The organism is Geodermatophilus sp. SMS 5-13, assembly GCF_059428245.1.
This window is the reverse complement of the sequence record NZ_CP165729.1, coordinates 4,435,925-4,449,411: the sequence shown is the minus strand read 5'-3', so window position 1 is coordinate 4,449,411 and position 13,487 is coordinate 4,435,925. Positions and strand designations below refer to the sequence as shown.

The 13,487-nt window shown below is 74.5% G+C and carries 14 protein-coding genes; 7 read left to right on the top strand and 7 right to left on the bottom strand.

Annotation, left to right across the window (positions count from 1 at the left end; all coding sequences use genetic code 11):
• Positions 1–24 precede the first annotated feature (24 nt).
• Both AB3388_RS21545 and AB3388_RS21540 read right to left on the bottom strand, forming a co-directional pair.
• Entirely contained in the window at positions 25–1,134 is a 1,110-nt protein-coding gene (locus AB3388_RS21545; protein ID WP_495407361.1) for a sulfite oxidase, read from the bottom strand.
• A gap of 45 nt (positions 1,135–1,179) precedes the next feature.
• Positions 1,180–1,902: an IclR family transcriptional regulator gene (locus AB3388_RS21540; protein WP_495407360.1), complete on the bottom strand. Its 723-nt coding sequence runs from the start codon at positions 1,900–1,902 to the stop codon at positions 1,180–1,182.
• Between the two features lie 42 nt (positions 1,903–1,944).
• Between AB3388_RS21540 and leuC the strand changes: the two genes are divergently transcribed.
• Together leuC and leuD are read left to right on the top strand one after the other, a co-directional pair.
• Complete coding sequence (gene leuC / locus AB3388_RS21535; RefSeq protein ID WP_495407359.1) at positions 1,945–3,363, top strand: 3-isopropylmalate dehydratase large subunit; 1,419 nt, start codon at positions 1,945–1,947, stop codon at positions 3,361–3,363.
• Positions 3,363–3,962 (top strand): 3-isopropylmalate dehydratase small subunit, encoded by a 600-nt coding sequence (leuD, locus tag AB3388_RS21530; RefSeq protein WP_495407358.1) that lies wholly within the window; start codon positions 3,363–3,365, stop codon positions 3,960–3,962. Before leuC ends, leuD begins: the two co-directional genes overlap by 1 nt.
• 63 nt (positions 3,963–4,025) lie before the next feature.
• On the opposite strand, the gene AB3388_RS21525 is transcribed toward leuD, so the two are convergent.
• The 3 genes from AB3388_RS21525 to cofC are packed head-to-tail and all read right to left on the bottom strand — an operon-like array spanning position 4,026 to position 7,702.
• Entirely contained in the window at positions 4,026–4,943 is a 918-nt protein-coding gene (locus tag AB3388_RS21525) for an NUDIX hydrolase (protein ID WP_495407357.1), read from the bottom strand.
• Entirely contained in the window at positions 4,927–7,014 is a 2,088-nt protein-coding gene (locus AB3388_RS21520; protein WP_495407356.1) for an RNA degradosome polyphosphate kinase, read from the bottom strand. Before AB3388_RS21520 ends, AB3388_RS21525 begins: the two co-directional genes overlap by 17 nt.
• Positions 7,015–7,057: 43 nt before the next feature.
• Entirely contained in the window at positions 7,058–7,702 is a 645-nt protein-coding gene (cofC, locus tag AB3388_RS21515) for a 2-phospho-L-lactate guanylyltransferase (RefSeq protein ID WP_495411477.1), read from the bottom strand.
• Positions 7,703–7,815: 113 nt separating this feature from the next.
• Here cofC and AB3388_RS21510 point away from each other — a divergent pair, with 113 nt between their 5' ends.
• The 5 genes from AB3388_RS21510 (at position 7,816) to AB3388_RS21490 (ending at position 12,642) form a co-directional block, all read left to right on the top strand.
• Entirely contained in the window at positions 7,816–8,595 is a 780-nt protein-coding gene (locus AB3388_RS21510; RefSeq protein ID WP_495407355.1) for a lysophospholipid acyltransferase family protein, read from the top strand.
• Complete coding sequence (locus AB3388_RS21505; RefSeq protein ID WP_495407354.1) at positions 8,592–9,587, top strand: NAD(P)H-dependent glycerol-3-phosphate dehydrogenase; 996 nt, start codon at positions 8,592–8,594, stop codon at positions 9,585–9,587. Before AB3388_RS21510 ends, AB3388_RS21505 begins: the two co-directional genes overlap by 4 nt.
• Positions 9,584–10,714, top strand: a complete 1,131-nt coding sequence (locus tag AB3388_RS21500) for a cystathionine gamma-lyase (protein ID WP_495407353.1) — start codon at positions 9,584–9,586, stop codon at positions 10,712–10,714. Before AB3388_RS21505 ends, AB3388_RS21500 begins: the two co-directional genes overlap by 4 nt.
• A 108-nt stretch (positions 10,715–10,822) precedes the next feature.
• On the top strand, positions 10,823–11,971 hold the full coding sequence (locus AB3388_RS21495; protein ID WP_495407352.1) for a D-alanine--D-alanine ligase family protein: 1,149 nt from the start codon (positions 10,823–10,825) through the stop codon (positions 11,969–11,971).
• Entirely contained in the window at positions 11,968–12,642 is a 675-nt protein-coding gene (locus AB3388_RS21490) for a hypothetical protein (protein ID WP_495407351.1), read from the top strand. The genes AB3388_RS21495 and AB3388_RS21490 overlap by 4 nt, the downstream gene beginning before the upstream one ends.
• Positions 12,643–12,646: 4 nt before the next feature.
• On the opposite strand, the gene AB3388_RS21485 is transcribed toward AB3388_RS21490, so the two are convergent.
• Both AB3388_RS21485 and AB3388_RS21480 read right to left on the bottom strand, forming a co-directional pair.
• A complete protein-coding gene (locus AB3388_RS21485) occupies positions 12,647–13,162 on the bottom strand; it encodes a DUF3515 domain-containing protein (protein ID WP_495407350.1) in 516 nt (171 codons plus the stop codon).
• A gap of 82 nt (positions 13,163–13,244) precedes the next feature.
• Positions 13,245–13,478 carry an Lrp/AsnC ligand binding domain-containing protein gene (locus tag AB3388_RS21480; protein WP_179715053.1) on the bottom strand — a complete coding sequence of 78 codons (234 nt, stop codon included), beginning with the start codon at positions 13,476–13,478 and terminating at the stop codon, positions 13,245–13,247.
• Positions 13,479–13,487 lie beyond the last annotated feature (9 nt).

The window sequence follows — 13,487 nt, the reverse complement described above, 5'->3', positions numbered from 1 at the left end:
GACTCGAGCCCGAAAAAGGTCCCCTCAGTTCTCGAGGACGGTGACGGGGACCCGCTGGACGAGGTTGTTCGCCATGCCCTGCCGGTTCCACTCCTGCTCGACCGGCTGCGTCTCCCCGGCCTCGTCGGTGGCGCGGGCCAGCAGCTCGGCACGCCCCGGGACGGCCTCCCACTCGTAGCACCACGCCCGCCAGGTGTAGGGGTGCTCGGGGTCGGCGGGGGAGAGGACGGCGTCGTCCCACGTGCCGCCGCCGTCGGTGCTCACCTCGACCCGGGTGACCGGCGCCTGCCCCGACCACGCCCGCCCCGACAGCTCGACCGTGCCCGGGCGCACGAATCGCTCCCGCGTCATGAAGTCCGGCCAGCCCGGCGGGGTGACCAGCGCCCGGGGCCGGATGCGGGTCACCGGCTCGCCGTCCTCGTGCGCGTCGACCTTCAGGCGGTAGGCGGTGGCGTTCTGGAAGCCGTCGAACGGCCGGTCGAGGACGTCGATCCGCCGCAGCCACTTGACGTGGGCCATGCCGTACCAGCCCGGGATGATCAGCCGCACCGGAGCACCGTGCTGCGGCGGCAGCGGAGCGCCGTTCATGCCCCACACCAGCAGCGCGTCGGAGCGCAGCGCTTCGGCGAGCGGCAGACCGCGGGCGTAGTCCTGCTCGACGCCGCGCTCGACGCCGTGGTCGGCGCCGGTGAAGACGACGTCGACCGCGTCCTCGGAGAGGCCCGCCTCCTCCAGCAGCGGTGCCAGCGGGGTACCGGTCCACTCGGCGGCGCCGACGGCCTCGAGCAGCCAGGGCTGGCTGACCGGCCGCGGCTCGTAGCGGGCGCGGCCGTTTCCGGCGCACTCCAGCAGCACGTGCGCGGTGACCTGCGGACGGCGCTGAAGCTGCTCGAGGCCGAGGCTCAGCGGCCGCTCGACGGCGCCGGTGAGCTCCAGTCGCCAGGTGCCGGGGTCGACGGCGGGGATGTCGTAGTGCGTGAGCACGTAGTGCAGCCCCGGCGGCGTGATGTCGTAGCGCAGCGCCTCGAGGGGCATCCCGTGGTTGCGGGTGGCCAGGGCCAGCTCGTCGAGGCCGATGCCCTCACCCGGCTCGGCGATGCGAGCACGGCCGGCGTGGGTCTCCGTGGCGGTCATGGGGTGCAGTGTTCGCCGAGCCGCCCGGCCGACGGAAGCCCGGGTTCAGCGGACGGCGCGGGAGATGGCCGAGGCGGCGTCGAGGACGGCGCCGATCACCTCCGGCGACGGACGGCGGCCCAGCCGCTCCACCGGCCCCGAGATGGAGACCGCGCCCAGCACGCCGCCCGCGCCGTCGCGCACCGGCGCCGACAGCGACGCCACCCCGGCCTCGCGCTCGGCGATGCTGTGCGCCCAGCCGCGCCGGCGCACGTCGAGCAGCGTGCGGGCGGTGAAACTGGCCGAGGGCAGCAGCGGCGTGACCTCGTCGGCGGGGGCGAAGGCGAGCAGGGCGTGCGCCGCGGACCCCGCGGTGAGCGGCAGCCGGGCGCCCACCGGCACCGTGTCGCGCAGCCCGTGCGCCCGCTCGGCGGCGGCGACGCAGACCCGCGAGGCGCCGTCCCGGACGTAGAACTGCGCGCTCTCGCCGCTCACGTCGCGCAGTGTCGCCAGGTGCCGCTCGGCCAGCTCGGCGAGGTTCGGGCCGCTGCGGGCCAGCTCGCGCAACCCCGGCCCGGTGGCCCAGGTGCCGGCCTCCGTGCGCTCCACGAGCCGGTGGCCCTCGAGCGCGACGGCCAGCCGGTGCGCCGTCGCCCGGGGCAGCCCGGTGCGCGCGACGAGGTCGGCGAGCGACGCCGGCTCCTCGGCGACGGCGCGGAGGATGGCCACCGCTTTGTCCAGAACCGCGACGGGGTTAGGCTGTCCCACACAGCAATACTTGCATCCCATACAGTGGGAGCGCCAGTGAGATCCCCCGAGAGGACCAGTGCCGTGCCGAAGACCCTGGCGGAGAAGGTCTACGACGCCCACGTCGTGCGCAGTGCAGCCGGTGAGCCGGACCTGCTCTACCTCGACCTGCACCTCGTGCACGAGGTGACCAGCCCGCAGGCGTTCGACGGTCTGCGCGCCGCCGGCCGCAAGGTCCGCCGTCCCGAGCTGACGATGGCGACCGAGGACCACAACGTCCCGACCCTCGACATCCTCGAGCCGATCGCCGACCCGGTCAGCCGCGCCCAGGTCGAGGCGCTGCGCACGAACGCCGCCGAGTTCGGCATCCGGCTCGCGCCGATGGGCGACCGCGACCAGGGCATCGTGCACGTCATCGGCCCGCAGCTGGGCCTCACCCAGCCGGGGACGACGATCGTCTGCGGCGACAGCCACACCTCGACGCACGGCGCGTTCGGCGCCCTGGCGTTCGGCATCGGGACCAGCGAGGTCGAGCACGTGCTGGCCACCCAGACCCTGCCGCAGTACCGGCCCAAGCAGATGGCGGTCACCGTCGACGGCGAGCTGCCCCCGGGCGTCTCGGCCAAGGACATCATCCTGGCCGTCATCGCCCAGATCGGCACCGGCGGCGGCCAGGGCCACGTCATCGAGTACCGCGGCAGCGCCATCGAGAAGCTCTCGATGGAGGCCCGGATGACCATCTGCAACATGTCGATCGAGGCCGGCGCCCGCGCCGGGTTGATCGCTCCCGACGAGACGACCTTCGAGTTCCTGAAGGGCCGCCCGCACGCCCCGCAGGGCGAGGACTGGGACGCCGCCGTCGAGTACTGGACGACGCTGCGCACCGACGAGGACGCCGTCTTCGACCGCGAGGTGCACATCGACGCCGCCGCGCTGACGCCGTACGTCACCTGGGGCACCAACCCCGGCCAGGGCCTGCCGATCTCCGAGCGGGTGCCCGATCCGGCCGAGATCGCCGACGAGCACGACCGCACCGCCGCCGAGCAGGCGCTGGCCTACATGGGCCTGACCGCCGGCACCCCGCTGCGGGAGATCAAGGTCGACACCGTCTTCCTCGGCTCGTGCACCAACGGCCGGATCGAGGACCTGCGGGTCGCCGCCGAGCTGCTGCGCGGCAAGAGGATCGACCCCGACACCCGGATGCTCGTCGTCCCCGGCTCGGTCGGGGTCAAGGCGCAGGCCGAGGCCGAGGGTCTGGACCAGGTGTTCCTCGAGGCCGGCGCCGAGTGGCGCGGCGCGGGCTGCTCGATGTGCCTGGGCATGAACCCCGACCAGCTGCAGCCGGGGGAGCGCTCGGCGTCCACCAGCAACCGCAACTTCCAGGGCCGGCAGGGCAAGGGCGGCCGGACCCACCTGGTGTCCCCGGCCGTCGCCGCCGCCACGGCGCTGACCGGCCACCTGAGCGCCCCCGCCGACCTCGAGACCGCTGGAGTTCCCGCCTGATGGACGCCTTCACCACCCACACCGGCACCGCGGCCCCGCTGCGGCGGACCAACGTCGACACCGACCAGATCATCCCGGCCGAGTACCTCAAGCGGATCACCCGCACCGGCTTCGAGGACGGCCTGTTCGTCGCCTGGCGCCGCAACGAGCCCGACTTCGTGCTCAACCAGCCGCAGTACGCGAACGCGTCGATCCTGGTCGCCGGGCCGGACTTCGGCACCGGCTCCTCCCGCGAGCACGCCGTCTGGGCGCTGCTCGACGGCGGCTTCCGCGCGGTGATCTCCTCGCGGTTCGCCGACATCTTCCGCAACAACTCGACCAAGTCGGGCCTGCTCACCGTGCTGCTGCCGCAGCCCGAGGTCGAGGCGCTGTGGACGGCGGTCGAGGCCGACCCGGCCACCGAGGTGACCGTCGACCTGGTCGCCAAGGAGGTCCGGTTCGCCGACCGGGTCGTCGGCTTCGACATCGACGACTACACCCGCTGGCGGCTGCTGGAGGGGCTGGACGACGTCGGCCTCACCGAGCGCCACGTCGGCGACATCGAGGCCTTCGAGGCGCAGCGCCCCTCCTGGAAGCCGCAGGCCCTGCCCGCCCGCTGAGAAAGGACCCCTCTGCCCCCCACCGCTCGCAAAGCTCGCGGCGGGACCCTGCAGAGGGGTCACTCAGAGCGCTGCGGAGAAGTCGCGGTAGTAGTCGGCGGTCAGCGCGCCGGGGCGGCCGCCGAGCGCCCAGGTGCTGCCCTTGGCCGCCGGCGGGTACAGCCGCCCCGCGACGCCCTCCCAGCGCACGCCCAGGGCCAGCAGCACCGACGGGATCGCCCCGCCCTGGCTGCACAGCACGGTGACGCCCGGGCGGTTCCGCGGCGCGAGCAGCCGCTCGACGATCGCCAGCCCGGCCTGCGGGTCGTCGGAGAACTCCTCCTCGCCGAGTTCACGGCAGGGCAGGACGTCGAGGCCGAGGTCGTCGGCCAGCGGCGCCACCGTGTCCCGGCAGCGGGTCCGCTCCGCCGACAGGACGGCGGTGGGCGCGAACAGCGGCAGCACGTCGGCGAGCCGCCGTGCCTGGCGGCGGCCCTTGGCGTCCAGCGGCCGCAGCTCGTCGGGGCCGTCCCACTCGGACCTGCTGCCGGCGCTGCCGTGGCGGATCAGCAGCAGCGTCGGCGCCCGCGGGACGTCGTCCCGGGCGAGGTCGGCGACCACCGCGCGGTCGTGCCCGTGCGTGACCAGTTGATCGGCCTCGCCGAGCGGCAGCCAGCGCAGCTCGTCGACCTCGGAGTTGGGCTCGAACTCCCCGCCGACGGCCTGCATCAGCCAGTAGTCGACCTGCTTGTCGCCCTCGGGGACGGCGTACCGGGTGCGCAGGCTGCGCCGGCCGACGACGACGGCCAGGCCGGTCTCCTCACCGACCTCGCGCACCGCCGCGGTCAGCGAGTGCTCGCCGGCGTCGAGCTTGCCCTTGGGCAGCGACCAGTCGTCGTACTTGGGCCGGTGCACCAGGGCCGTCTCGACGACGCCGTCCGGGCTCGCCCGCCAGACCACCCCACCCGCGGCGAGCACCGGCGTCTCAGCCGGCGTGCTCACCGGCCCGCTCCATGAGCTCGGCCTGGTAGTCCTGCTCGCCGCCGCGTGTCCACGCCCCGTCGGCGCCCAGCTCCCAGCACCGCACACCGGGCGCCATCGCCTCGTCGAACATCGTCTGCAGCTGGGCCCGTGCCGGCTCCTCGCAGACCTTGAGCAGCACCTCCACCCGCCGGTCGAGGTTGCGGTGCATAAGGTCGGCGCTGCCGATCCAGAACTCCGGCTCGCCGCCGTTGGCGAACGACATCACCCGCGAGTGCTCGAGGAAGCGGCCGACGATCGAGCGCACCCGGATGTTCTCCGACAGCCCCGGAACCCCCGGGCGCAGCGCGCAGATGCCGCGGATGAGCAGCTCCACCGGGACGCCGGCGGTCGACGCCTCGTACAGCGCATCGATGATCCGCTCGTCGACCAGCGCGTTCATCTTGAACCGGATGCCCGCCGGGCGGCCCTCCTCCGCGTGCCGGATCTCGCGCCGGATCTTGTCGATCAGGCCGGCGCGGATGCCGCGCGGCGCGACCATGAGCGTCCGGTAGGCGGTCTGCCGGGAGTAGCCGGTCAAGGTGTTGAACAGGTCGGTCAGGTCGGCGCCCACGCGCGGGTCGGCGGTGAGGATGCCGAGGTCCTCGTAGATGCGCGCCGTCTTCGGGTTGTAGTTACCGGTGCCGATGTGGCAGTACCGGCGCAGCACCCCGTGCTCGCGGCGCACCACCAGCGCGGTCTTGCAGTGCGTCTTCAGGCCCACCAGGCCGTAGACGACGTGGCAGCCCGCCTTCTCCAGCTCACGCGCCCAGCTGATGTTGGCCTCCTCGTCGAAACGCGCCTTGATCTCGACGAGGACGACGACCTGCTTGCCGGCCACGGCCGCGTCGACGAGCGCGTTGACGATCGGGGAGTCGCCGGAGGTGCGGTAGAGCGTCTGCTTGATCGCCAGCACGTTCGGGTCGGCGGCCGCCTGCTCGATGAAGCGCTGCACGCTGGTCGCGAACGAGTGGTACGGGTGGTGGACCAGCACGTCGCCCTCGCGCAGCGTGGCGAACACGCTCTTGGGCGTCTCGCCCTCGGACAGGCGCGGATGGGTGGCGGGGACGAACGGCTCGTCCTTGAGCTCGGGGCGGTCGAGGTCGTACAGGCCCCAGAGCGCGGCCAGGTCCAGCAGCCCGGGGACCTCGACGACGTCCTCCCGGCCGATCTCCAGCTCGGAGAGCAGCAGGTCGAGGATCTGCGGGTCCATCGTGTCGGTGACCTCCAGCCGCACCGCCGGGCCGAACCGGCGCCGGGCCAGCTCGCGCTCGAGGGCCTGCAGGAGGTCCTCGTCGCGGTCCTCCTCGACCTCCAGGTCGGCGTTGCGGGTGACCCGGAACAGGTGGTGGGCGAGCACCTCCAGGCCGGGGAACAGCTGCGGCAGGTGCGCGGCGATGAGGTCCTCGAGCGGCAGGAACGTCGCCCCGCCGTCCGCCGATCCGACCGGCACGAACCGCGGCACGTTGTTGGGCACCTTCACCCGGGCGAAGTGCGAGGTGCCGGCCTCCGGCTCGCGGACCGAGACGGCGAGGTTGAGGGAGAGCCCGCTGATGTACGGGAACGGGTGGGCCGGGTCGACCGCGAGCGGGGTGAGCACCGGGAAGACCTGGTCCCGGAAGTAGTCGCGCAGCCGCTTGGTCTCGGTGTCGGCGAGGTCCTCCCAGTGCACGATCCGGATCCCGGCCTCCTCGAGCCGTGGCGCGACGTCCTTCAGGAAGACGTTCGCGTGCCGGTGCACGAGGTCCTGGGTCCGCTCGATCACGCGGGACAGCTGCTCCCGGATGGTCAGCCCGTCGGGGGAGCGGACGGTGAGCCCGGTGCTCTGCCGGCGCTTGAGCCCGGCGATGCGGACCATGAAGAACTCGTCGAGGTTGCTGGCGAAGATCGCGAGGAACTTCACCCGCTCCAGCAGGGGCGAGGTGTCGTCCTCGGCCAGCTCCAGGACCCGGGCGTTGAAGTCCAGCCAGGACAGCTCGCGGTTGAGGAAGCGGTCGGCCGGCAGCGGCTGCTGCGCTCCTGCTGACCGGGCGGACGCCGTCTCGAGAGCCACGCCGTCATCGTGCCGTACCGGGGTGAACGGCGTGCGGGTGCGCTCAGGGGCGGGTGCTCGCCACGCCGAGCCGGCCGGTGACCGCCGCCGTGCTCGGGCCGACCCCGAGGCGCAGCGCCGCGCGGAGGGCGGCCTCCGTGTCGACGTCCTGCGCCAGCCCGGGCCAGTCGCCGACCAGTGGCAGGGCGCCGCTGGCCCGGTGCGCGGCGGCCGAGCCGGTGCCGAACCGCGGGTCCAGCGGTGCGCCGAGGGTGGTCAGCAGCGTCGTGCCGGTGCCGTCGGTGTCGGCGACGAAGCAGCGCGACGCGGCCTGCGCCGCGGTCAGCGCGGCCGCCAGTTCCTCCGGCCGCAGCGCCGGCAGGTCGGAGGAGAGCGCGGCCACGGCCGGCCCGCCGGCGCTGCGGGCGCCGTGCTCCAGGGCGGGGTTGAGCCCGCGGTCCGGCTCGTCGCCGACCGTCGCGGCGCCGATCGCGCGCACCGTCTCGCGGGCGGCCGGGTCGTCGGTGACCACCAGCACACGGCCGACGAGCGGGCAGTCGACGGCGGCGGCCACCGTGTCGGCCAGCAGGGCGAGCACCAGCTCGGCGTGCGCGGTGCCGCCCGGCCCGGCCGTGACGGGACGCAGGCGCGTCTTGGCCAGCGCCAGGCGCTTCGCCGGGATCACCACCGACCAGGTCGTCGCAGGCATCCCCCTCACGACCACATTGTCAGCACACCGCCACCGGCCTGCGGGGACCCCGCCTGCGGTGCTCCGGGCCGGAAGGGTCGATCATGGGCGGGATCACATCCCAGGAGGTGCCGGTGGCGAAGCAGACGCGACCGTCGAAGTGGCGAACCCGCCGGCCGATCCCGATCGGCATGTGGGTGTGCATCGCCACCGTGTACCCGGTCGCCTCGCTGCTGTTCCGGCTGCGCTACCGGCACGAGGAGCGCATCCCGCCGTCCGGACCGGTGCTGGTGGTGGCCAACCACGTCTCGATCCTCGACCCCATCGCCTGCGCGCGCCTGGTGTTCGACAGCGGCCGGATCCCGCACTTCCTCGCCAAGTCGTCGCTGTTCACGGGCGTCGTCGGCTGGGTGCTCCGGCACGCAGGGCAGATCCCGGTGGCCCGCTTCACCGCCGATGCGCGGGGCTCGGTGTCGGCCGCGCAGGCCGACCTGGCGGCCGGCAACGCGATCATCATCTACCCGGAGGGCTCGGTGACCCGCGACCCCGACTGGTGGCCGATGGAGTCGCGCACCGGCGTGGCGCGGCTGGCCCTGACCACCGACGCCGTCGTCGTCCCGGTCGCGCAGTGGGGGCCGCAGCGGCTGCACGACTACCACACGAAGAAGTGGCACCTGCGGCTGCGGACACCGGCCGACTACCTGGTCGGGGAGCCGGTCGACCTCACCGCGCTGCGCGCCGAGGTGCGCGCCGGGCGGCCGCTGTCGGCGGACCTGCTGCGGGACACGACCGACCTGATCATGTCGCGGGTGCGCGACCAGCTCGCCGAGCTGCGCGGCGAGCCGGCGCCGGTCGTCTTCCACCCGCGGCCGGGGCGCGAGCTGCCCGGCGACGTCTCCGGGAGCGCCGCGTGACGCGGGCGGCCGTGCTGGGGGCCGGTTCCTGGGGGACGACGTTCGCCAAGGTGCTGGCCGACGCCGGCTGCGACGTCGCCCTGTTCGCCCGCCGCTCCGAGCTGGCCAAGGCGATCACCGAGGACGGCGAGAACCGCGACTACCTGCCCGGTATCCGGCTGCCCTCCGCGGTGCGGGCCACCGCCGACGCGGGGGAGGCGCTGGTCGACGCCGACGTCGTCGTGCTCGCCGTCCCGTCGCAGTCGCTGCGCGCGAACCTGACCGAGTGGACGCCGCTGCTGCCGGCCGACGCCAGCCTGCTGTCGCTGATGAAGGGCATCGAGCTCGGCACGACCAAGCGGATGAGCGAGGTCATCTGCGAGGTCACCGGCGCCGGCACCGACCGGGTCGCCGCGCTCTCGGGACCGAACCTCGCCCGCGAGATCGCCGAGGAGCAGCCGGCGGCCACGGTCATCGGCTGCCCGGACACCGGCCGCGCCGAGGCGCTGCAGGCGGCCTGCAAGACGGCCTACCTGCGGCCGTACACCAATGCCGACCTGGTCGGCTGCGAGCTCGGCGGCGCGGTCAAGAACGTGATCGCGCTGGCCGTCGGGATGATGGAGGGGCTGGGTTTCGGCGACAACACCCGGGCCTCCCTGATCACCCGCGGGCTGGCCGAGACCGCCCGGCTCGGGATCGCGCTGGGCGCGGAGCTGACCACGTTCGCCGGGCTGGCCGGCCTCGGGGACCTGGTCGCCACCTGCAGCTCGCCGCTGTCGCGCAACCGGACCTTCGGCGAGAAGCTCGGCCGCGGGATGACGGTCGAGGAGGTGGAGCAGAGCACCCGCCAGACCGCCGAGGGCGTCAAGAGCTGCCGGTCGGTGCTCGACCTGGCCCGCGCCCACGGCGTCGAGGTCCCGATCACCGAGGCCGTCGTCCGCGTCTGCCACGAGGGGGAGGCCCCGGCGAAGATGGTGCGCGAGATCATGTCCCGCGAGGCGAAGGCCGAGTGAATCCCGAGTACGGCGACGGCACCCGGGCGGTCCGGGCGGGGGAGGACCCCGCCGTCCCCGGGGCGCCGCTGCGGCCCTCGCCGGTGTTCGCCGCGCCGTTCCACCTCGGCGACGTCCCGCCCCGCACCGGGGGCGCGGACGCCTACGCCCGCACCGAGCACCCGACGCTGCGCGTCCTGGAGGACGCGATCGGCGAGCTGGACGGCGGCCGGTGCCTGTCCTTCGCCACGGGCATGGCGGCGATCAGCGCCGCGCTGCTGGCCTGCGCGGGCGCCGGCGACCGGGTGGTGCTGCCGTCGGACGGCTACTACGCCACGCGGTTGCTGGCCGCCGACGAGCTCGCCCGCTTCGGGATGCGGGTGGAGTACGTCTCGACGCCGGACATCGGTGAGGTGGCCGCGCGCGGGGACCTCGAGGGCGCCCGTTTCGTGCTGCTGGAGACGCCGAGCAACCCGCAGCTCGACGTCTGCGACATCGCCGCCGTGGCGGCCGCCACGAAGGCGGCCGGCGCGCTGCTCGCCGTCGACAACACGACCGCGACGCCGCTCGGCCAGCGGCCGCTGGAGCTCGGCGCCGACCTGACGATCGGCAGCGACACCAAGGCCCTGACCGGGCACAGCGACCTGCTGCTCGGCCACGTGAGCACGCCCGACGGCGATCTGCACGCCCGCATGAAGGGCTGGCGCGACCACACCGGTGCCACCCCGGGGCCGTTCGAGGCGTGGCTGGGTCACCGGTCGATGAGCACCCTCGATCTGCGCCTGGCTCGGCAGGGCGCCACCGCCGCGGCGGTCGCCGACCTGCTCGCGGCCCACCCGGCGGTCACCGGCGTGCGGTGGCCGTGGCTTGCCGGTGACCCGTCGGCCGCCCTGGCCGTCCGCCAGATGCTGCGGCCGAACGGCGTGGTCTCCGCGACGCTGGCCTCGGCGGAGGCGGTCGGGCGGCTGCTCGGCGCCAGCCGGCTGTGGACCGCCGCCACGAGCTTCGGCGGGGTGCACAGCACGGTCGACCGGCGGGCGCAGTGGGGCGGGGACGCGGTGGACCCGGGCTTCGTGCGGTTCTCCTGCGGGATCGAGGACACCGCCGATCTGGTCGACGACCTCTCGGCGGCGCTCGACAGCCTCTGAGAGGGCCCCGTCCTCCTCACCCCTCGCAGGCTCGGGGCGAGCCTCTGGACGGGGCCGAGGACGGCCGGAGCTCCGCCCTCCGAAATTGCTCCGTTAGGGTCGGCCGCGATGAGCGGCAAGGGTGGCAAGGTGCGCGTCGCGGTCGTCTTCGGGGGGCGCAGCGCGGAGCACGCGATCTCCTGCGTGTCCGCGGGCAGCGTGATCGCCGCGCTGGACCCGGAGCGCTACGAGGTGGTGCGCGTCGGCATCGCCACCGACGGCCGTTGGGTGCTCGCCGACCCGGAGCAGGGGCTGGCGATCACCGACGGCCGGCTGCCCGAGGTCTCCGGGGGGACGGCGGTGTCGCTGGTCGGCGACCCGGCCGGCCGCGGGCTCGCCGTCCTCGAGCCGGGCGCGGCCATCGGACCGGCGCTGACCGAGGTCGACGTCGTCTTCCCGGTGCTGCACGGGGCCTACGGGGAGGACGGCACGATCCAGGGGCTGCTGGAGATGGCCGGGATCCCGTACGTGGGCTCCGGCGTCTTCGCCAGCGCCGCGTCGATGGACAAGGAGTTCACCAAGAAGCTGCTCGCGGCCGCCGGGCTGCCGCAGGGCGACCACGTGGTGCTGCGCGACGCCTCGGGCGCGATCTGCGCCGACCCGTCGATGCTCGACGACGCCGCGCGCGAGCGGCTGGGGCTGCCGGTGTTCGTCAAGCCGTCGCGGGCCGGCTCCAGCATCGGCATCACCAAGGTGACCGACTGGGCGGACTTCCCGGCCGCGGTGGCGACCGCTGCCGCCGTCGACCCCAAGGTCATCGTCGAGGCGGCCGTGCCGGGACGGGAGGTCGAGTGCGGCGTCCTGGCCGGGCCCGAGGGCGGGCCACCGGAGGCCAGCCTGCCCGCGGAGATCCGGCTGCGGCCGGGCACCGACTGGTACGACTTCGACGCCAAGTACCTCGACGACGCCGTCGACTTCGACGTCCCGGCCCAGCTCACCGCCGAGCAGACGCGGGCGGTGCAGGAGGCCGCCCGCCGGGCGTACTTCGCACTGGACTGCCGCGGGCTGGCACGGGTCGACTTCTTCCTGGGTAGTCACCCCGACGGCAGCGACCACCTGGTCATCAACGAGGTGAACACCATGCCCGGGTTCACGCCGATCTCGATGTTCCCTCGCATGTGGGCGGCCTCGGGGGTCAGCTATCCCGAGCTCGTCGATCGGCTGGTCGCCACGGCGCTGCGCGCCGGCGGCCGGGACGGCGGCCGGACCCCCCGGTGACCCACCGCCGGCTGTCCCTGCGACCGGGCACGGCCGGCCGGCTCCTGGCGGGTGCGCTGCTGTGCGCCGCCCCGCTGCTGACGGGCTGCTCCCGCTCCGTGGCCGGGGAGGCGACGGCCGCGCCGGAGGCGCCCGCGCCCACCTCGCCGGAGGAGCTCGAGGAACTGGTCGTGACCGAGGTGCCCTCCGGCCTGCCCCGGCTCCCCGACGACGCGCTCACCCCGCCGGCCGGCGCGAAGTGGGTGTCCGACGTCGCCGCCTACGCCCGCGACCCGCACCGCGAGCGCGACGTCCTCGCCGACCACGGCTTCCGGTTCGGCTGGGAGCGGTTCTGGGGCGCCGGCGCGGAGTCCGGGCCGGTGACCGGCGTGTTCGTCTACGAGTTCCGGGACCGGGCGGGCGCCGGCGCCTACGCGCGCGAGGTCGCCGGCAACGAGGCCGAGTTCTACCGCGGCATGCTGCGCGACGACCCGCCCGGCCTGCCCGGCGGCTGCCGGCTGCTCACCGTCGACCGGCCGGCGGAGGACCTGCCGGGCCCGGCGGCGATGGCCTGGTGCGGCTCCGGGGTGTTCGGCGTCTCGGTGACCTCCGTCGCGGGGTCGCCGTCGGCGGCCGCCGACGAGGTCGCCGCGGTCCTGCGCGCGCAGCTGGAGCGGCTGCCGCCGTCGTGACCGGTCAGGGCCCGGGCTGCGGCTCCTGGGCGGGCAGCGTGGTGGCGATGAGCGTGCTCAGCGCGGTGGCCGGGCCGCTGTCGACCGAGCTGGGGATCGCCAGCTGCACGTAGACCGGGCGGTCGACCGTCGTCCACACGACCGTGTCGGGGTCGGAGTCGTCGACGAACCACTGGACGGCGTTGATCTGGATCAGGCTGGCCGTGGCGTCGAAGCCGGCCGGGCGGTCCACGCCGCAGACCAGCACGACCGCGGGGTCGCCCCACGCGTAGGCGAACGGCGAGTCCGACTGCACCGGCCGGGACTGCTCGCCGGCGAGCTCGAGGGGGAGGGCGCCCATGAGCGCCGGGCAGTTCGCGTCCGCCTCCGGCGTCACCGGCGGGACGTCGACCGGCAGCGGCGAGAGGTCCGCGCGCTGGGGTGTCGGGGTGCCCTGGACCTCGGCCACGGCGCCGCCGTCCGAACCGCCGCCGAGGACCCGCACCAGGACGAGTGCGGCGACCACCACGGGGACCAGCACCGCCGCGGCGATCAGCGCGATCCGGCGGAGGGGGTCCTCGCGGCGGGCCGGCTCGCGGGAGGTGTCCTGGCTCAGGGCGGGGTCAGAGGTTGACGACGGGGCAGGTCAGCGTGCGCGTGATCCCGTCCACCGACTGGACCCGCGCGACGACGAGCCGGCCGAGCTCGTCGACGGTCTCGGCCTCGGCGCGGACGATGACGTCGTAGGGCCCGGTCACGTCCTCGGCCTTGGTGACGCCGTCGATCTCGCTGATCGTCGAGGCGACCTGCGCGGCCTTGCCGACTTCGGTCTGGATGAGGATGTAGGCGTGGACCACGGAAGACCC